This window comes from Enterococcus sp. AZ194 (genome assembly GCF_051713825.1).
Taxonomy (GTDB): Bacteria; Bacillota; Bacilli; order Lactobacillales; family Enterococcaceae; genus Enterococcus_K.
The window spans coordinates 1341554-1361054 of record NZ_JBIOQR010000001.1; the positions used below are offsets into that span (position 1 = coordinate 1341554).

16 protein-coding genes and 1 other annotated feature are annotated in these 19501 nt (G+C 37.0%); of the genes, 14 read left to right on the top strand and 2 right to left on the bottom strand.

All coding sequences use genetic code 11. The features are described from left to right. The first annotated feature begins 25 nt into the window (after positions 1 to 25). From IGI37_RS06455 to argS, 4 genes are all read left to right on the top strand, one after another. Positions 26 to 2173, top strand: a complete 2148-nt coding sequence (locus IGI37_RS06455) for a hypothetical protein (protein WP_438760631.1) — start codon at positions 26 to 28, stop codon at positions 2171 to 2173. Positions 2174 to 2175: 2 nt separating this feature from the next. Then, a complete protein-coding gene (locus IGI37_RS06460; protein ID WP_438760633.1) occupies positions 2176 to 2808 on the top strand; it encodes an ABC transporter ATP-binding protein in 633 nt (210 codons plus the stop codon). A 300-nt stretch (positions 2809 to 3108) separates the two neighbouring features. After that, positions 3109 to 4122: an ornithine carbamoyltransferase gene (gene argF, locus IGI37_RS06465; RefSeq protein ID WP_438760635.1), complete on the top strand. Its 1014-nt coding sequence runs from the start codon at positions 3109 to 3111 to the stop codon at positions 4120 to 4122. Positions 4123 to 4289: 167 nt separating this feature from the next. After that, positions 4290 to 4486: a binding site (T-box leader), on the top strand. Positions 4487 to 4580: 94 nt separating this feature from the next. Continuing rightward, positions 4581 to 6272: an arginine--tRNA ligase gene (gene argS, locus IGI37_RS06470; protein WP_438760637.1), complete on the top strand. Its 1692-nt coding sequence runs from the start codon at positions 4581 to 4583 to the stop codon at positions 6270 to 6272. 94 nt (positions 6273 to 6366) lie between these two features. Here the strand turns inward: argS and IGI37_RS06475 are convergent, their stop codons facing one another. After that, positions 6367 to 6837 (bottom strand): arginine repressor, encoded by a 471-nt coding sequence (locus IGI37_RS06475; protein ID WP_438760639.1) that lies wholly within the window; start codon positions 6835 to 6837, stop codon positions 6367 to 6369. Between the two features lie 504 nt (positions 6838 to 7341). On the opposite strand from IGI37_RS06475, the gene rpsB reads away from it, so the two are divergent. The 4 genes from rpsB to frr all read left to right on the top strand — a co-directional run bounded on the left by rpsB (position 7342) and on the right by frr (position 10561). Next, the gene (rpsB, locus tag IGI37_RS06480; RefSeq protein WP_438760641.1) at positions 7342 to 8142 is read left to right on the top strand and encodes a 30S ribosomal protein S2; all 801 of its coding nucleotides are present in this window, start codon (positions 7342 to 7344) and stop codon (positions 8140 to 8142) included. 103 nt (positions 8143 to 8245) lie between these two features. Next, the gene (gene tsf, locus IGI37_RS06485) at positions 8246 to 9127 is read left to right on the top strand and encodes a translation elongation factor Ts (RefSeq protein WP_438760643.1); all 882 of its coding nucleotides are present in this window, start codon (positions 8246 to 8248) and stop codon (positions 9125 to 9127) included. 151 nt (positions 9128 to 9278) lie between these two features. Next, positions 9279 to 10001 carry a UMP kinase gene (gene pyrH / locus IGI37_RS06490; protein WP_438760645.1) on the top strand — a complete coding sequence of 241 codons (723 nt, stop codon included), beginning with the start codon at positions 9279 to 9281 and terminating at the stop codon, positions 9999 to 10001. A gap of 2 nt (positions 10002 to 10003) precedes the next feature. Further along, on the top strand, positions 10004 to 10561 hold the full coding sequence (gene frr / locus IGI37_RS06495) for a ribosome recycling factor (RefSeq protein ID WP_438760647.1): 558 nt from the start codon (positions 10004 to 10006) through the stop codon (positions 10559 to 10561). 196 nt (positions 10562 to 10757) lie between these two features. Here the strand turns inward: frr and IGI37_RS06500 are convergent, their stop codons facing one another. Continuing rightward, positions 10758 to 12086 (bottom strand): ISL3 family transposase, encoded by a 1329-nt coding sequence (locus IGI37_RS06500; RefSeq protein WP_438759476.1) that lies wholly within the window; start codon positions 12084 to 12086, stop codon positions 10758 to 10760. 253 nt (positions 12087 to 12339) lie between these two features. Between IGI37_RS06500 and IGI37_RS06505 the strand changes: the two genes are divergently transcribed. The 6 genes from IGI37_RS06505 to rseP all read left to right on the top strand — a co-directional run bounded on the left by IGI37_RS06505 (position 12340) and on the right by rseP (position 19495). After that, the gene (locus tag IGI37_RS06505; protein WP_438760649.1) at positions 12340 to 13833 is read left to right on the top strand and encodes an ABC transporter permease; all 1494 of its coding nucleotides are present in this window, start codon (positions 12340 to 12342) and stop codon (positions 13831 to 13833) included. 12 nt (positions 13834 to 13845) lie between these two features. Beyond that, positions 13846 to 14517 (top strand): ABC transporter ATP-binding protein, encoded by a 672-nt coding sequence (locus IGI37_RS06510; protein ID WP_438760651.1) that lies wholly within the window; start codon positions 13846 to 13848, stop codon positions 14515 to 14517. Then, positions 14510 to 16123, top strand: coding sequence for a PASTA domain-containing protein (locus tag IGI37_RS06515; protein ID WP_438760653.1), 1614 nt, complete (start codon positions 14510 to 14512; stop codon positions 16121 to 16123). The genes IGI37_RS06510 and IGI37_RS06515 overlap by 8 nt, the downstream gene beginning before the upstream one ends. 252 nt (positions 16124 to 16375) lie before the next feature. After that, on the top strand, positions 16376 to 17167 hold the full coding sequence (locus IGI37_RS06520; protein WP_438760655.1) for an isoprenyl transferase: 792 nt from the start codon (positions 16376 to 16378) through the stop codon (positions 17165 to 17167). 14 nt (positions 17168 to 17181) lie between these two features. Beyond that, the gene (locus tag IGI37_RS06525; protein WP_438760657.1) at positions 17182 to 17982 is read left to right on the top strand and encodes a phosphatidate cytidylyltransferase; all 801 of its coding nucleotides are present in this window, start codon (positions 17182 to 17184) and stop codon (positions 17980 to 17982) included. Positions 17983 to 18226: 244 nt separating this feature from the next. Then, a complete protein-coding gene (rseP, locus tag IGI37_RS06530; RefSeq protein WP_438760659.1) occupies positions 18227 to 19495 on the top strand; it encodes an RIP metalloprotease RseP in 1269 nt (422 codons plus the stop codon). The last annotated feature ends 6 nt before the right edge of the window (positions 19496 to 19501 follow it).

Consider the following 19501-nt stretch of genomic DNA (forward strand, 5'->3'; position numbering starts at 1 on the left):
ACGAATAACCACTAGGAGGTGGAAGATGAAAAAAATTGTCCAAATAGGTCTTGCGCTTCAAATTATTCTTATACTAGTCATTATTTTGTCAACGACGCAAGCTGTATCTTTAACCCGCTTATTATATCAAGATGCTTCAAAGGTGACACTCTTAATGCCGACTACACCAAAGATTAAAGAGCCCAAAAAACAAATGGACTTTCTTGAGGAAGTGGCGCAACAAAATCATCTTCTTATCGCTAAGTATATCTATAAAAATGATAAGGAGATCACCATTTACACAACGGATAGCACCTTAAAAGGACAAATCCAACCGTTCAATCAGAAAAAACAAGTCTTAGTTTCTAAAACCGATTTTATCTGGGATGCCGATCAGCCTAGTCTGACAGTCAAGCCATGGACGACCGTAGCTGAGAGCGGGAATTCTGGTGTGTATTATATCAAAGGGTTAACCTCTAAAAATGAGCGGAGTATTATTGCGACTATTGAAAAGAATTTAGGAACAGTCAAATATGAGCGTAGCGCCAACTTTATTCAGAGGTTACTGGTAGATATTTTTGGCAATTATTCCTTACCCATTTTATTAGTGTTAGTCACAATCATTAATAGTGGTATTTTTTTTGTTTATTTGATCAATTTAACCAAAAAGATTGCCTTATTACAGGCATTTGGTTGGCCTAAATTACGAATGTTTTTTTCAATAATAACGCCCTTTCTAAAGGAAATTTGTTTTCTTTCCTTTGTCGTTCTCTTATCAACTGATGGGTATTGGTTTCTTGTCAAAGGTGGTTTTTATGCTTTTTCAACAGTCAATCTAGCTTACGTAATCTCTGTCCTGTTGATGAGTCTGCCGCTGTTTCTGATTTTGGGGCTTTATTTGATGGTGTTTCAAGAGAAAGAAATTTACAGAAAGATTAATGGGAAAAAGAAAGTTGTCGTAGGACTAGTAAGTTCAACAGTTATAAAAACGCTGGTCTTTATGACGGCTTTGTTTCTTTCAATAACAACGATTGAGATTCATAAAGACCTTCAGGACACAGTGGATTCACAAAAATATTGGGACCAAACTAAAAATATTTATGCTACTCAGCTCAGGTATATCACAAGTGACATAGATGCCTATAGACCTTATCAGAAGCGCTTGAAAGATTTTTATATAGAGGCTTCTGAAAAGAAACACTTATTTCTATTTTCGATTGATAACTATCAAAAGTTAAGTAATGGCGAATTTATATATGATGCAAATATGTCAAGCCCAGAGGAACAAGACGTAGGACCCAATTACCAACGAATATCGCCTTCGGGTAAGTCAGTGAGAGCAAATATTAATTATTTAGTCAAAAACCCCATACAAAAAGAGAATGGCAACGATGTTTGTAAAGCGGATATTGATCAGGCGGATACCGTTTGGAATCTATTAGTCCCTACTTCCCTAAAGACATATGAGACAAAACTTACACAGCTTTATCTGAGTGCGTTTGCTATGAGTAAATATTTATTTGAGAAACCTCAGCAAGCGGATGGAACATATGACGAGTCAGGGTTAAAAATCCATATTATTTATGTAAAAAACAATCAAAAATATTTTACTTATAATCCCTTTGTTCAAGTGAAAGACAATACGATTATTGATCCAGTTACGATTGTTGATACAGGGAATTTAGATGCTTCATTTTATAGTAGTGCTCTTTCAGATAGCGTGTTTGTTGAATCGGATAAAACGGATGGATATAGTTATCTACTTCCGGTGATTAAGGAAACAAAGACATTAGCTAGCATACAGAATACTGTGTCAGTTTATGATTTTAAAGCTAAAGAGATTGGAGATAAAAAGAGACTTTTAGCCACTAGCTTATTGGTGATAACAATTTTATTAAGTGTTTTATTCTTGTCCGCTTATTCGAGCACAAATCTCTTCTTAGAAAAAAATAAAAGAAAATTTTCTATTCAAATAGCATTCGGGTTGCCTATTTTGGATATGATTTTTCCTTATCAGCTGAGTCAATCGGCATTAGCCATATTATCAGGAATTGTTTTATTCATTGTTAACGGCAATAGTTTAACTTTTGTGCTAACGTCTATTTGGATAGTCGCGGAAGTAATCATCACAAGCAGCTACAGCTTGTATATATTAGAAACAATGAATCTCAATCAAGAGGTGAAGGGGGAGTAGATTTGATTGAATTAAAAAAGGTAACCAAAAGTTTTGGTAAAAAAATCATTCTCAATAATTTTTCCTTGAAAATTGGAGAAAATGATTTTATTGGGATTCATGGCGTCAGTGGTTCAGGCAAAACCACTTTGTTAAATATTTGCGGTTTAATGGAGAGACCAGATAGTGGAGTGGTCATTTTCGATGAGCTAAAAAATCCATCGTTTAGACAGACGCAGAGTATTCGAAAAAGAAAAATTGGGTATTTATTTCAAAATTATGGATTAGTAGAAAACGAGACTGTTCAACAAAATCTTTCCGTCGCGTTTTACGGGGGAAAGCTGACAAAAAAAGAACAGAAAATATGGAGTCAAAAAGCGCTTGAACAGGTGGGACTGTTTGAGATAGCTAGCAAAAAAATCTATGAATTAAGTGGTGGAGAGCAGCAGCGGGTGGCATTGGCAAGGTTACTGATTAAAAAACCGAACTATATTTTTGCTGATGAACCAACTGGTAATCTAGATCAAGGGAATGCCGAGATTGTCTTTAGCATCCTTGAGAATTTAGTAGAAGAGGGATTAACGGTGTTGTTTGTTAGTCATGATCAAGAACTAGTTGGAAGAGCCAAAACGGTAATAAAACTAGGGCAGTGTTAGTTTATGGAACCAAGATTTTTAATTTATCTGGTAGTAAATGGACAGAAAGAATCAAAAATTTAGTTACGAATAAAACTGACAGTAATTAATTCCATCTTAGCTTTAGCCAGGTATTTGTGGTTAGTGATAGAGGCAAAATTAAGTAAGAGACAGTTTCTGTTCCATTCAGCATTCGAGTGTATCTTCTGTTCCTGTTAAAAAAGTTTTACTCCTATTCCCGGCGAATATTCCTTGATTTTTATTTAGCTATACTTGAGAATAGAAACAACAGAAAAAATCGTTATTCGGGAGGAAGTTAAAATGAAATCAGTTTTTCAGGGAAGAAGTTTTTTGGCAGAAAAAGAGTTTACTAAAGCGGAGCTCCAATACTTAATTGATTTTTCCCAACATTTAAAAGAGATGAAGAAACAAAATATTCCACACCGTTATCTAGAAGGAAAAAATATCGCTTTATTATTTGAAAAAACATCTACCCGAACTCGGGCTGCGTTTACTACAGCCGCCATTGATTTGGGGGCTCATCCAGAATATCTAGGAGCCAATGATATTCAGTTAGGCAAAAAGGAATCAACTGAGGATACGGCACGTGTCCTGGGCAGTATGTTCGATGGAATCGAATTTAGAGGTTTTAGTCAAGCCGTGGTAGAAGAGCTTGCTGAATTTTCAGGAGTGCCCGTTTGGAATGGCTTAACTGACGAGTGGCATCCAACGCAGATGATTGCTGATTTTCTGACGATTCAGGAGAATTTTGGTAAGGTAGAGGGTGTGACGTTGGCTTACTGTGGCGATGGCAGAAACAATATGGCAAATTCGTTGTTGGTGACAGGCGCAATTCTAGGCACCAATGTTCGGATTGTTGCACCAAAAGAATTACAGCCTGATGCAACAATTGTCGAGATGGCGACTCAGTTTGCTAAGGAGTCAGGAGCTGAGTTAATGATCACTGCAGATGTTAAAGAAGGTGTGTATTATGCGGATGTGTTGTATACTGATGTCTGGGTATCAATGGGTGAAGAAGCGAAGTTTGAGGAACGGGTCAACTTATTACGGCCGTACCAGATTAATCAAGAGTTAATTAAACAAACACAAAACGATCAAGTAATTTTCTTACATTGCCTACCCGCTTTTCATGATACAAATACAGCCTATGGGAAAGAAATTCAAGCCCGCTTTGGTTTGACGGAGATGGAGGTCACAGATGAGGTCTTTAGAGGACTACATGGACGACAATTTCAACAGGCCGAAAATCGAATGCATTCAATAAAAGCGATTATGGCGGCAACATTAGGAGATTTATTCATTCCACGAGTATAAGACAAACCTCCGCTCAGTAAAATAAATACAGAAAACAGGTCATCTTTTGAATGGGCTCGAAAAAAATGGGACCATCAAAGAACTGTTTGCCCAATAATTTGTAGAAACAAATGATTTGAACTAGATAATAAGTGGGAAATCTGCTATAATCAGTTGCAGTTTAAGATAATTATTTTATGACCAAGAGAGTACCGTAGTTTTTTCTACTAGCGATTTCGGAGAAGGTGGGAGCCGAAAAGAAAGACTATTTGGGAAACGCACTTGAGAGAATTTGCATAAGGCAAACGGCTATCTACCGTTATCAGATTTAAGTGGGTCCAATTGGACAAGTAGAGTGGTACCGCGGGATATTCTCGTCTCTAGTGATAGTTATTCTGTCACTAGAGGCTTTTTTATATGCAATTAGTTACCTTAAAAAATTATCTAGATAAGATAAATTAAACCAGGGGGAATGAATCATGAATAACAAAGAAATCGTTGCTCAAGCTATTTTTGACGTGGTGAAAGATGACTTGTCATTAGAACAAGTACAACAATTACTAGAAAATCCCAAATCGGCAGATCACGGAGACGTTGCTTTTCCAGCTTTTTCATTGGCCAAGGTCTATCGTAAGGCGCCACAACAAATTGCGGCTGATTTAGCTGAAAAGATTAATGGACAAAACTTTGAGAAAATCGAGGTTGTTGGTCCTTACTTGAACTTTTTCATGAGTAAAGGAATGATTAGTGAACAAGTCTTAAAAGAAGTCATGAAACAAAAAAGCCATTTTGGCGATAGTACAATTGGCAATCATGGCAAAGTTCCGATTGACTTATCTTCACCTAATATTGCTAAACCAATTTCTATGGGGCATTTACGCTCGACAGTTATCGGAAACTCAATTGGGTTTATTTTAGAAAAAATTGGTTATGAACCAATCCGCATTAATCACCTAGGCGACTGGGGCACTCAGTTTGGGAAGTTAATCGTGGCTTATAAAAAATGGGGCTCAGAGGAAGCCGTGAAAGCACAACCAATTTCTGAATTATTGAGACTTTACGTTGAATTCCACGAAGTAGCAGAAAATGAGCCAGAATTAAATGATGAAGCGCGCGCTTGGTTTAAACGTTTGGAAGAAGGCGATAAAGAGGCTATCAGCTTGTGGGAGTGGTTTCGTGATGAATCATTGCAAGAGTTTAACAAGATATACGATATGCTTGGCGTAAGCTTTGATTCGTTAAACGGCGAAGCATTTTATAATGACAAGATGGAAGAAATCACTGACATGTTGGAAGAAAAACATCTGTTGAAAGAAAATCAAGGGGCAGAAATTGTTGACCTTAGCGCCTACGATTTAAACCCAGCATTGATTCGTAAATCAGATGGTGCGACACTTTATATTACACGTGATTTGGCAGCTGCTTTGTACCGCAAACGGACGTATGAGTTTGCAAAATCTCTTTATGTTGTTGGGAATGAACAAAGCAATCATTTCAAACAATTAAAAGCGGTTCTAAAGGAAATGGGCTTTGATTGGTCAGCTGAAATGCACCATGTGCCTTTTGGTCTTATCACACAAGGTGGCAAAAAATTGTCGACACGTAAAGGGAAGATTGTTTTATTAGAAGAAGTTTTAAATGAAGCAATCGAGTTAGCTAAAGCACAAATTAGTGAAAAAAATCCTGACCTAGAAAACAAAGAAGAAGTGGCTAAACAAGTTGGAGTCGGTGCAGTCATCTTCCATGATTTGAAAAATGATCGCTTGAATAATTTCGACTTTACACTAGACGAGGTTGTTCGTTTTGAAGGAGAAACTGGCCCATACGTACAATATACGCATGCCCGTGCGATGAGTTTGCTTGAGAAAGCTGACTATAAAGAAAATCCTACTGCTAATGTTTGTTTAAATGACGAAACCAGCTGGGAAGTCATCAAGTTGATTCAAAAGTATCCAGATACTATCATGCTAGCTGCTGAAAAATATGAACCATCAGTTATTGCAAAACATGCGATTAAGTTAGCCCAAACATTTAATAAATATTATGCTCAAACTAAAATCTTAGTGGATGACGAACAAACAGAAGCGCGCTTGGCGTTGGTTCATGCTGTTGCCATCCTTCTAAAAGAAGATTTACGTCTGTTAGGGCTACAAGCACCTAATAAAATGTAGAAATAAAGATAAGCCTAGAGGAACAAAAAGTTATCATCAAACTTTTTGTTCCTCTAGGCTTATCTGTGGTTAAAATAGGGCTGTTTTACTAATTCTATAATGAATGCTTCGTAAAGTAATCTTCTACCTTTTCTGCTTCTTCATCAGAACCTGAGATAATCACGACTGTATCAAACCCGGCGATGGTGCTAACCACATGCGGCGGTTTTAATTCATCGAGGATTGAAGCAAATAAATGAGCATTGTCAGGCAAGGTGCTCACAATGGTTAGAAAGTGTACACGTTGGACGTTTATAACGATATCTTTAATCATTTGAACCAAACGTTCCTCGTCCTCAACTTTCTCATTTTCAGTAGATGTGTTTCCTTGGAAAATTTGGAAAATTGGTAGGCCCTCTTCGTCAATTGTTTTCACTATTTTTAGATCGCGAATATCACGAGAAATCGTTGCTTGGGTGGCAGTTACTCCTTGATTTTTTAATTGTTGCAAAAGCTCCTCTTGGGTACGAATCGGGTGACTAGTAACGAGTTGTTTTATTAGTAAATGACGATCAGCTTTACGCATGGGTACATATACTCCTTTATGAATAGTATTTTCTATATTATAACGAATTCAGAGGGAAAAACACAGTCACATGAATAAAAATTAATTTTTTGTGGAGAAAAGGGATAAATACTTGCTGATATGTGTGGGGAATGAATGACTTAAGTGAGATGGACAAACCGCTACTTAAATGTATAGATATGGAATAAAGTGAGCCAAAAGATAAATTTGCGAGTATTATTTCTGATTAACAATAAAAGTACACATTAAGAAAAATTGAATAAACACTGAATCCAAAAAAAATAAAAAAACGAAAATATAAAAATCAATTTACACAAAATTCTCTGCGATTTACGGTTGCTTTCCATTTTGACCTATTGTATAATACTAGAAGTGTGTCAGAGCAACCTTGATACATCAAAATACCACATCTCAAAGGATGCGTGGAGCGGTGCTCTTTTTAGAGTTCTTCACACAGTTGAATTTGAGAGGGGAAACTAAAAAACCAATTGGAGGAAACACAACATGGCAGTAATCTCAATGAAACAATTGCTAGAAGCCGGCGTACACTTTGGTCACCAAACTCGTCGCTGGAACCCAAAAATGAAGAAATATATCTTCACAGAAAGAAACGGAATCTACATTATTGACTTACAAAAAACAGTTAAATTAGTAGATAACGCTTATAACTACATGAAAGAAGTTGCTGAAGAAGGCGGAGTTGCTTTGTTTGTTGGAACAAAAAAACAAGCACAAGAAGCAATTAAAGACGAAGCTATTCGTTCAGGTCAATACTATGTAAACCATCGTTGGTTAGGTGGAACATTAACTAACTGGGATACAATTCAAAAACGTATCAGCCGTTTGAAACAAATCAACGCTATGGAAGCTGACGGAACTTTTGACGTTCTTCCTAAAAAAGAAGTTGTTGGTTTAAACAAACAACGTGAACGTCTTGAAAAATTCTTAGGCGGTATCGCTGATATGCCTAGAATTCCAGATGTAATGTACATCGTTGACCCTCGTAAAGAACGTATTGCTGTTCAAGAAGCACACAAATTAAATATTCCTATCGTAGCTATGGTTGATACTAACTGTGATCCAGATGAGATCGACGTAGTAATCCCTTCAAACGACGATGCAATCCGTGCCGTTAAATTGATTACTTCAAAAATGGCTGATGCATTTATCGAAGGAAACCAAGGGGAAGACCAAGTCGTTGAAGAAACATTTGTAGTTGATGAAACTACTGAGAATGCTACTTCAATCGAAGAAATTGTTGATGTTGTAGAAGGCGACAATGCTTCTGCTGACTCAGCTGAATAATCTTTAAATTCGGAGCTGTTTCAAAGGCTAGGCGCCATGCCTCATCTCCTTTGAAACAGCTTTTTTTAAAACGATAACCACATTTTTAGGAGGAAATAAGAAAATGGCAGACGTAACAGCTAAATTAGTTAAAGAATTACGCGACATGACTGGTGTCGGTATGATGGACGCAAAAAGAGCGTTAGTAGAAGTAGAAGGCGACATCGAAAAAGCTGTCGATTTATTACGTGAAAAAGGAATGGCTAAAGCAGCTAAGAAAAATGATCGTATCGCAGCTGAAGGGTTAGCATCAGTTGCTGTTAAAGGAAACTCTGCAGCAATCGTTGAAATTAACTCAGAAACTGATTTCGTTTCTAAAAATGAAATGTTCCAAGATTTAGTAAAAGAAATTGCTGAATTAGTAGCAGAAAACAGACCTGCTGATTTAGAAGCAGCTATGCAAATCAAAACTGCTAAAGGAACAATTGAATCAGATTTAATCGAAGCAACACAAGTAATTGGTGAAAGAATCAATTTCCGTCGTTTCGTTTTAGCTGAAAAAGCTGATAATGCAGCATTTGGCGGCTACCTACACATGGGTGGACGTATTGCCGTGTTAAGCGTTGTTGAAGGAACAACTGACGAATCTGTAGCGCGTGACGTATCAATGCATATTGCAGCGATTAACCCTCGTTATTTAGATGAATCTCAAATCCCTCAAGAAGAATTAGACCACGAGAAAGCTGTCTTAACTGAACAAGCTTTAAATGAAGGCAAACCTGCTAATATCGTTGAAAAAATGGTTATTGGTCGCTTAAATAAATTCAAAGCAGAGATTGCTTTAGTTGACCAACCGTTTGTTAAAGATCCTGATATGACTGTTGAAAAATACGTTGCTTCTAAAGGCGCAGTTGTAAAATCTTTCGTTCGTTTTGAAGTCGGAGAAGGAATTGAAAAACGTGAAGATAACTTTGCTGAAGAAGTTATGAGTCAAGTGAAAAAATAATTCTGTTACTTGTTAACAGATGGGAACGCATGGAAATGCGCTCCCTTTTTTTAGGCAAATTCGTGAAATATAGAGAAATCTGTTCATTGAGCAGTGTCCACTGTAGGAAGAATATGCTAAAATAGTAAGAGACAATAATGGAGGAATCAGAATGGTTAAACCTAAATATCAACGTGTAGTATTAAAACTAAGTGGTGAAGCGCTAGCAGGGAATGACGGTTTTGGTATTAAACCACCAGTCATTAAAGAAATTATTGAAGAAATCAAAGAAGTTCATGAGCTTGGTGTTGAAATGGCAATCGTTGTCGGTGGTGGAAACATTTGGCGTGGACAAATTGGTGCTCAAATGGGTATGGAACGTGCTCAAGCTGACTACATGGGAATGCTAGCAACAGTTATGAATGCTTTAGCTTTGCAAGATACATTGGAAAATGCAGGCGTACCAACTCGTGTACAAACATCGATTGATATGCGTCAAATTGCGGAGCCCTACATTCGTCGTAAAGCAGAGCGTCATCTAGAAAAAGGTCGAATTGTGATCTTTGCTGGTGGAACGGGGAATCCTTATTTCTCTACAGATACAACAGCAGCGTTACGTGCAGCAGAAGTTGGTGCAGATGTCATTTTAATGGCTAAAAACAATGTTGATGGGGTTTATTCAGCAGATCCTAAGACGGATAAAACAGCAACAAAATTTGATGAGTTGACTCATATGGAAGTGATTGCTAAAGGGTTACAAGTGATGGACTCAACAGCAAGTTCACTAAGTATGGACAATGACATTCCATTAGTTGTCTTTAATTTAAACGAACACGGCAACATTCGCCGAGCAATCCTTGGTGAAAATATCGGAACTACCGTAAGGGGGAAATAAACATGGCAGATACAATTATGCAAAACGCAAAAGAAAAGATGCAAAAAGCAGAACAAAATCTTCAAAGAGAACTAGGCCAAATTCGCGCAGGTCGTGCGAATGCAAGTCTTCTTGATCGTGTGATGGTGGATTATTATGGGGCACCAACACCAGTTAACCAATTAGCTTCTATTAACATTCCAGAAGCGCGTGTATTAATGATTACACCGTTTGATAAAAATTCAATTCAAGACATCGAAACAGCGATTATGACAAGTGATATTGGGATTAACCCCACAAATGATGGAAATGTTGTTCGTTTGGTGATTCCTCAATTAACAGAAGAACGCCGTAAAGAGCTTGCTAAAGATGTGAAAAAAGAAGCTGAAAATGCAAAAATTGCTGTTCGTAATATTCGTCGTGATGCAATCGATGATTACAAAAAGCAACAAAAAAACAGTGAAATTACTGAGGATGAATTGCGTTCTCTTGAAAAAGAAATTCAAACAGTTACAGATAACAGTGTGAAAGAAATTGAAAAGATTCAAGCAGAGAAAGAAAAAGAATTATTAGAAGTTTAATTTTCTAACTATTGATTTATCTTAATTAAATTTTAAGAAAATTGCCATGAACCTTCTGACATTGATTACTATGCCAGAGGGTTCCTTTTTTTACTTGAAAAAAACAAAGTTAGTTATTTAGGCACTTTGTCAAATGGTGTTGTTTTAAAAATAAGTCACAGAATTGAGAACACTTTTGGTGTTCTCTTTTTGTTTTTTAAATGAGTTCACAGAGACCTTGTTGGACTAGAATCCGCAGGCGTAGATGGCGAAATGTTCGGAATCCAAAGGCAATACGTTTGATTACTTTGATTAGGTTGTTTTTTCCTTCTAGTTTCCCGTTAGAATAGCTGTACATCAAGGCATTACAAATGGCTTTTCGATGCTTTCGCAGGTATAGAATGGCTTTCTTGAATCCTTTATTCAATTGCGCAGGAAGTTGGTCGATACAAGTAAAGAAGCCCTCATAATCCTTAGTTTCAAAGGTTTCTAAGAGTTCTTGATAAATTTCATAGCTTTCTCTGAGGTCAGAATCCACGGTTAGGAGATGGTCCAAAACCTCTGATTCTGTTACATATCTCTTTTGAAAGAGGGGAAACTGCTTGAGCGCACTGTAGTTGATATTTTTATGTTTCTTTAAAAGAGTCCGCCAATATTTTTTTAACTTGCGATAGTCCTTTTGGGCAAGGGCATCACTTTTTTTTAGTTGATTCATTGTTTGAATTCGTTGTTTATTAAAAGCTCTACTCAGTTGTTGAATCACATGAAATCGATCAATCGAAATTTTGGCGTAAGGAAATACATCTTTTACAAAGCTACTATAAGAAGCATTCATGTCCATGACAATATGGGTGACTTTCTTTCGTGCCTTTAGCGTAAAACGCTGAAAATACGCACGTAGCTTGAAGTTTCTTCGGTCGCTTAAAATGTCAAAAATTTGTCCTGTATCTGCGTCACTGACAATAAAACACATGGCTCCTTCACAATCTTTCGTTCCTTTAAACTCGTCAATCAATAAATGAGCTGGCAAGTAATGAGGGTTAAAACGGGGTTCTCTATGAAAAGAGTCTAGAACTCGTTCAACCGTTTTAAAAGAGACAAAATAGCGTTCGCCAATATCTTTCATTGAAATTTTCCGCTTCAAATCAATGGCAATAGCGAATTTCAATGGGTTCGAAATGTAACAATTTTCCTGAACATAGGTCGTCTGGGCAGAAAAAGTGGCGGTACATTGTTTACAACGGAAGCGCTGCTTAAATAACCGTAAGTAGGTAGGAACCTCTTGATACGGAATGAGCTGAATAAGACTCTCATAATACGCATGACGAATAATACAGTGTCCTTCATTGACAGAGCCGCAAGCAGGGCAACAAGAAGGTGTATAAGTAAGTACACCGGTAAAGACGTTGGATAGCTTGCCGGAGATCGTTTCTTTAGATAAGGGGTCCTCTACAAAGTAAAGGTTTGGATCTTTTATATTTAATAATTTTTTTATCAATTCACTTGTCTTTTCCTGTTTTTTTCTGTTAATCTTAGTTATAGGCATTTGGTTTCTCCTTCTATATTTTGTTTAGGCGACTTAATTATAGAGGAACCAAATGCTTTTTGTTATAAAAAAATTTGGAGTTCCTACTCATTTTTTGAGTAACAACACCAAATATTATAGAGCCGTTATTTATTATTAGTTGAGCATTCGAAAATATCATTCAATAAACGTAGGATTATTGAAAGCGCTGTTGTATTCAGTCTCTATTTATGGAATAATGAAAACAATGGTATTATTGAAAGGAGATGGAATAGTGAATTTTTTGCAAAGAGCAATAAGTAGTGTGACCAGAAGAAAGGGTAAATCAATTATCTTATTCTTAGTCATTTTTGTGCTAGGAAACGTGATTGCAGGGGCGATTGCAATCCAACAATCAACAACGAATGTTGAGAAAGATGTCAAAGCCAAATTGGGGGCAAATGCAACCATTGATATGGATTATGACAAATTTGAGAAGGATAACGAGGGGTCAGCTAAGGGGATAGATTACCCTGATCCACCAAAGTTAGATGTCTACAAAAAGATTGGGCAATTATCTTATGTAAAGTATTTTGATTATAATGCTTATTCACATTTTTCAACAAAAAAAATAAAATATTTTGATTATCAGACAGAAGATGAGGATGAAGATGGAGGCATGCAGATGAGTGGCATGCAGTATTTTATTCTTAAAGGGGTTAATTATCCAAAACTTTTAGATATCGAGCAAGGCAAAATTAACATGGTTGAAGGAAATGTCTTCACGGATAAGGATATTGAAGAGGGCACAACGAATGCCGTTGTTGGAAGAAGATTTGCAGAATTAAACAATCTTTCTATTGGAGATCAACTGGTGATTAACGCATCAAATGAAGATACTTTGGGCTATGATAATAATGGGAATCAAGTTGATGTGAAACCAGAAGATATCAAAGCAATCGATTTTCCTGTCAAAATAGTTGGTTTTTTTGAGCCTGTAAAAGCAGAGAAAGAACCGAAAAAGAATAGCGACGAATATTACAATCAAAAATTTGCATCTAGTGAACTAGAGAATAGTGTTTATTTACCAAATAAAACTGTCCAAGAGTTTAATAAGAAGTTAGCGACTATCTATCCAGAAGAATACGGTATGGAGGAACAGATGGAATATTATTCGCCAACTTATATATTAAATAATCCAGAAGACACGGAAGCATTCAAACAAGAGGCTGAACCATTATTACCAAAATATTATCAAGTGCGTGCTTCATCTGATCAATATGATGAAATTGGCGGAAGTATGAAAAAAATGGGGCAAATATCAAAATATGTAGTAATTATTTCTGTTATTGCGACTCTTTTAATCATCGGACTAGTCGTGTTGTTGTTTATGAGAGATAGAAAACATGAATTAGGTATTTATCTATCGATTGGTGAGACTCGTGGAAAAGTAATGGGGCAAATCATGATCGAGTTACTGATTATCAGTGCATTAGCTTTAGTGCTGTCTCTAATTACTGGGAATTTATTAGGAAATGCGGTCTCTAATTCACTTATGCAATCTGATTTCCTACAGACAAGTACTGAAAATGGCATGATGTTCTATGGTGGAAGGGACGTATATTCAAGTACTATCACTGCAGATGATGTAACTTCTGCATTTAAAGTTACTTTCTCAGCAGGTTATATTATCACGTATTTATTGGTAGGCTTAGGGACAGTGCTTGTCTCAGCTTTATTGCCATTATTGTATATTTTACGCTTAAATCCAAAAAAAATTATGATGTAAGGAGGGGACCACATGGCGCTTTTAGAAACGAAAAATTTAAGTTATTTTTATCAGGATGGCGATCAACGCCGTTTTATTCTTAAAGATACAAATATCTCTTTTGAAAAAGGGAAATTCTATACAATTTTAGGTCAATCTGGGTCAGGAAAAACGACTTTTCTTTCTTTGATTAGTGCTTTAGATGAGCCAAAAGAGGGAGAAATATTGTTAGAAGGCAAAGATATCAAAAAGATTGGTTACGAGAAGTTTCGTCGCAATGATATCAGTATTATTTTCCAAAGTTATAACTTGGTTCCTTATCTAACTGCCGTTGAGAATGTGTTAGTGGCAATGTCAATTACAGATAATGAATTACCTGAAAACCATCGCGAGGTCGCTTATAACTTACTTGATTATATCGGGATTACAAAAGCAAAAGCAGATCGTCTAGTGAATCAGTTATCAGGTGGGGAGCAACAGCGTGTCGCAATTGCTCGAGCACTTGCTACGAATGTTGACATTATCTTAGCCGATGAGCCAACTGGAAACTTAGATGAAGAGATGGAACAAGAGATTGTTGATATTTTCAAACGTTTAGCAGAAGAACATGGCAAGTGTGTAATTGTTGTTACTCACTCCAATGAAATTGCTAAACAATCAGATGAACCGTATTATCTTCATAAAGGTGTGTTAAAACATGAGTGATTTTTTATCGAATTTCACTAGTGATAAATACAGTGAAGAACAAAAAAAGACAAAGAAAACAGAAACTCCTTCAAAAAAGGTAGCGGATGCTCCAAAGCAGCCAGATCAAGAACTCTCTAAACCTAGAGAAAAAACGGCAAAGCCTGAAGAGATATCACGTAATAGTCAACCTGAAGCTGAGAAAAAAGAAACGACAGAAGCATCCACGGAGCGTTTTAGAAGCACTCAGTCCAATCCAGTAGATGAAGAAACACTAGGTACGGAATCTTCTCCTGAAGAGACGAAGAACGAGACTCCAACTGAGGCTCATGAAGAAATGACTCGTAGTCGGTTCCAAGAGGAAGAAACCGAAATAGATCCTGACTATAAAAAGAAACAAATTAAAAAATACGGAATCATTGGCGGAATAGCAATAGTCGCTTGTGCGGTTTTGTTTGGTGTCTATTATCAGCTGACACATGTCAAAGTGCCTGAATTTGTAAAAAAAGATTTATCTGAAGCGAGAACTTGGGTTACTGAAAATGATGTAAAGCTAAAGGTTGATCAAGTCTATGATTTTGATGCTGAGCCAAACGTGATTATCAAGCAGAGTGTAGCAAAAGATAAAAAAATCAAAAAAGGCAAGGAACTAGTAATTACTGCCAGTTTGGGACCGGATCCAGATCAAAAAGTTGCTTTGCCTGAGTTTAAAGATTTTTCTGTAGAGGCTGCACGTAACTGGATTGCTGAGAATAAAGCCGAAAATGTCTCAATCATTGAGGAATATAACGACAAGATTGAGAAAGGGGTCTTTATCAAATCGCAATTTGGCAATAAAGATCTTGATCCTGCTGAATATGCACGAAAAGATAAGTTACAGGTTTACTACTCAAAAGGGAAAGAAGTTTTTGAGAAGAATATTGAGGTACCTGACTTTAAAGGGAAAATGAAAACAGAAGTTCAAGAATGGGCAACTAAAAATGGTATCAAATTAGATGCAGCTTCTGTCTTCTCTGATACGGTTGAACCAGAAAAAGTCATTTCTCAAGAAACGGCTAAAGGAACAAAAATAGCCAAAAACGATACGTTGAAGATAAAAGTTTCAAAAGGTCAAGCAATCGTTGTTCCAGATTACTCTCAATATACCGTTGAAGAGGCAGGTCAGCTTCAAACAAAAATAACAGCTCAGATTCGTAGTATTTTCACGACAAATGTTCCTTATGGCCGATTCATCAGCCAATCAGTAGAGGCTGGAAAAGAATTTAATGACGGCGATGTTCTGCCAAGTGTTAAAGTTCTTTATTCTGAAGGGCAACCCTATCTAAAAGATTTGAGAGGCCAAACGGTTGAAGGAGATTTACAGAAAACCTTCTATGATGAATTTGAATCAAAAGGTGCATCTATCACTTACGAAGTGTATTATGTCGATTCATCTGAAAGCAAGGGAACTGTGGTGGAAATGAGTCGTTACAGTGAGTTTATCCCTATAGATGCACATATCTACATTGGTATAAGCAAGGGAAATATAAAACCTGTTGAGACGCCAACAAACAATGGAGACAATCAATCACCATCGGATGAGTCGCCAGCAGATAAGCAAATAAATGAAACTGCAGACAAAAAATAAAAGTATGTAAATGAATAAAAAAACTATCGGCAGATGGGCTAGCATTGGATAAAACAAAGTATTTTGGTTTATTCGAGCGAGCTATCCACCGATAGTTTTTTTAGGAGTAGCGAGTAATATACAAATATATATCGTGTGAATCTTTAAGATGTGGTAAACAATCAAAAAAAATATCAAAAATACATAGGAAATGAAAAAACTTATTGTTATAATATTCAAGATAGCTTGAATTCTAAAGGGGAGGAAAAAAGAATGTTACGTTTTTTTCCGCAAAAAAATAAGTATGTACCAGAAGAAGCAGAATTCCTATTTGATGAGAATGGGTCAATTCCTAAACATATTGCAGTAATAATGGATGGAAACGGTCGTTGGGCGCAGAATCGTAGGCTGCCAAGAGTTGCCGGTCATAAAGAAGGAATGGAGACTGTTAAGCGGATTACTAAGCATGCATCAAGACTTGGGATAAAAGTGCTGACACTCTATGCTTTTTCAACGGAAAATTGGAAACGACCGAGTGATGAAGTCAATTTTTTGATGCAGTTGCCTGTAGATTTTTTCGACGTGTTTGTGCCAGAGCTGATTGAGGAAAACGTCAAGGTCCAAGTGATGGGCTACAAGAAGCTGTTGCCAGAGCATACGCAAAAAGCAGTGGCAGATGCCATTCAACAAACGAAGGATAACACTGGAATGATTTTAAACTTTGCTTTAAACTATGGAAGTCGAGCAGAAATCGTGACGGCCGTACAAGAAATTGCCAAAGAAGTCGAAGAAAATCAGTTGGATGCACAAGAAATTACGGAAGAAACAATTGCCAATCACCTAATGACTAACTTTTTACCTGGTGATTTGAGAGACCCAGAATTAGTCATTCGAACTAGTGGTGAGGAAAGAATAAGCAACTTTTTGTTATGGCAGATTGCGTATAGTGAATTATTTTTTACGAATGCTTTGTGGCCTGATTTTACACCGAACTTACTGGAAACGGCAATTGCTTCGTTTCAGAATAGGAATCGTCGTTTTGGTGGATTAAAAGAGACGACATAAGAGGAGGAACTACATTGAGACAACGAGTGATTACAGCAGTGGTGGCACTCATTATATTTATTCCGATTATTTGGATAGGCGGGTTAGTTTTACAACTTTCAGCGGCGGTATTAGCTGTTGTAGGCGTATATGAGCTGTTTCGGATGAAGGGATTAACGATTGCCAGTTTGGAAGGAGTCTTGGCTTCCCTGGGCGCTATTATTTTGGTTTTACCTGTGAACGATTTGCTCCCTTTCTTGCCGGATAAAACGGATAGCTTTTTGTTATATTATTTGATTGTATTAATTATTTTGGGCATTTGCGTATTTTCAAAAAATACCTATTCAATTGATGAAGCAGGCTTTCCTGTCATTGTTAGTTTGTATGTAGGAGTAGGTTTCCAAAATTTCGTGAATGCGCGAATGGCTGGATTTGAAGTACTATTGTTTGCCTTGTTTGTGGTTTGGGCAACCGATATTGGTGCGTATATGGTAGGGCGAAAATATGGACAAAGAAAGCTTTGGCCGGAAGTCTCACCCAATAAAACCATTGAAGGCGCACTTGGTGGAATTATCAGTGCGGTGGTTGTTGCCGCTATTTACTTGTTCATCTATCCAAAAGCAGATTTCTTTTCTTATAGTGCAGTTGTCATGGTTCTTTTAACAATTGTTTTTTCAATTGTTGGTCAATTTGGCGATTTAGTCGAATCTTCAATTAAACGTCACTATGGCGTTAAAGACTCAGGCACGATTTTGCCTGGACACGGCGGCATTTTGGATCGTTTTGATAGTTTATTATTTGTTTTCCCGGTAATGCACATTTTAGGCGTATTTTAAATTAGAAGAGGGAAAAAACGTTTAACACTATTTATCTTTGAATCGAGGGGACTGGGACATTAGTCAAAAATGACAGATGTTTCAGTCGTCTTTTTTATTAAAAGTGGGGACTAAATAGAAGAATTTGGCGATTTAGTAGTAGTTATGATAAAATGAGTGGTGTTTTATATAATAATTTTAGAAAATTCATTCCATACGTGAATACTTCGAGAAAAGAATTTTTAGAGAAAAGGAAGGGAAATAGATGAAGACAATTATAACGTTTATTATTGTTTTTGGTGTCTTAGTGATTGTCCATGAATTTGGTCATTTCTTTTTTGCCAAGCGATCAGGTATATTAGTTCGCGAGTTTGCAATTGGCATGGGACCAAAAATTGTGGCACACCAAGCCAAAGATGGAACGACCTACACCTTACGACTGCTGCCAATTGGTGGGTATGTTCGAATGGCAGGGATGGGCGAAGAGGAAACAGAGCTTTCACCAGGAATGCCTCTTTCAGTTGAGCTGAATGAAGAGGGTGTTGTTACAAAAATTAATACAAGTAAGAAGGTTCAGTTGACCAATAGTATTCCAATGGAGCTGGTTCGTCATGATCTAGAAGATGAATTAACGATCTCTGGTTTTGTCAATGGAGATGAATCAGAAGCGATGACCTATCCTGTCTTGCATGAAGCGACAATTATTGAAGCAGATGGAACGGAAGTCCGGATTGCACCACGAGATGTTCAATTTCAATCTGCTAAGCTATGGCAACGGATGCTAACTAATTTTGCCGGTCCGATGAATAATTTTATTTTAGCGATCGTCTTATTCATTATTTTAGCTTTTATGCGTGGTGGAGTCTCGGTGACCAATACGAATCAGCTTGGAGAAATTCAGCCAAATGGTGTCGCTGAAAAAGCTGGTCTAAAAAAAGAGGATAAAGTTGTTTCAATCAATGGCGAAAAAATCACTGATTGGAATGAACTTGCAACAGTCATCTCTGAAAATCCAGAGAAGGAGTTAGACTTTATCATTGATCGAAAGGGTGAAGAATTCTCGATTTCTGTGACACCAAGAGCGGAAAAATCTGGAAAACAGTCTGTCGGTAAACTAGATATTGCTGTTCCAATGAAGACTGGTTTAACAGATAAGATTTTTGGTGGGGTGACCCAAGCGTTTGATAGCTCTTTGACAATTTTTAAAGCATTAGGCTCGTTACTGACGGGGTTTAGTCTAAATAAACTGGGAGGACCGGTTATGATGTTCCAAATGTCCTCACAGGCAGCGAGTGAAGGGATTACGACAATTATAGCCTTTATGGCGATGCTTTCAATGAATCTCGGAATTATGAATTTACTGCCGATCCCAGCTTTGGATGGTGGGAAATTAGTCTTGAATATCTTTGAGGGTGTTCGAGGAAAACCGTTGAGTCAAGAAAAAGAAGGAATTTTGACATTCGTCGGTTTTGGGTTACTGATGGTATTGATGGTTCTAGTTACATGGAACGATATCCAGCGCTTCTTTTTTTGATGGATA

Excerpts from the sequence above, each read along its gene's own strand:
- IGI37_RS06455 (WP_438760631.1), top strand. The coding sequence starts at position 26 with ATGAAAAAAATTGTCCAAATAGGTCTTGCGCTTCAAATTATTCTTATA.
- argF (WP_438760635.1), top strand. The coding sequence starts at position 3,109 with ATGAAATCAGTTTTTCAGGGAAGAAGTTTTTTGGCAGAAAAAGAGTTT.
- argS (WP_438760637.1), top strand. The coding sequence starts at position 4,581 with ATGAATAACAAAGAAATCGTTGCTCAAGCTATTTTTGACGTGGTGAAA.
- IGI37_RS06475 (WP_438760639.1), bottom strand. The coding sequence starts at position 6,837 with ATGCGTAAAGCTGATCGTCATTTACTAATAAAACAACTCGTTACTAGT.
- rpsB (WP_438760641.1), top strand. The coding sequence starts at position 7,342 with ATGGCAGTAATCTCAATGAAACAATTGCTAGAAGCCGGCGTACACTTT.
- tsf (WP_438760643.1), top strand. The coding sequence starts at position 8,246 with ATGGCAGACGTAACAGCTAAATTAGTTAAAGAATTACGCGACATGACT.
- pyrH (WP_438760645.1), top strand. The coding sequence starts at position 9,279 with ATGGTTAAACCTAAATATCAACGTGTAGTATTAAAACTAAGTGGTGAA.
- frr (WP_438760647.1), top strand. The coding sequence starts at position 10,004 with ATGGCAGATACAATTATGCAAAACGCAAAAGAAAAGATGCAAAAAGCA.
- IGI37_RS06500 (WP_438759476.1), bottom strand. The coding sequence starts at position 12,086 with ATGCCTATAACTAAGATTAACAGAAAAAAACAGGAAAAGACAAGTGAA.
- IGI37_RS06510 (WP_438760651.1), top strand. The coding sequence starts at position 13,846 with ATGGCGCTTTTAGAAACGAAAAATTTAAGTTATTTTTATCAGGATGGC.
- IGI37_RS06515 (WP_438760653.1), top strand. The coding sequence starts at position 14,510 with ATGAGTGATTTTTTATCGAATTTCACTAGTGATAAATACAGTGAAGAA.
- IGI37_RS06520 (WP_438760655.1), top strand. The coding sequence starts at position 16,376 with ATGTTACGTTTTTTTCCGCAAAAAAATAAGTATGTACCAGAAGAAGCA.
- rseP (WP_438760659.1), top strand. The coding sequence starts at position 18,227 with ATGAAGACAATTATAACGTTTATTATTGTTTTTGGTGTCTTAGTGATT.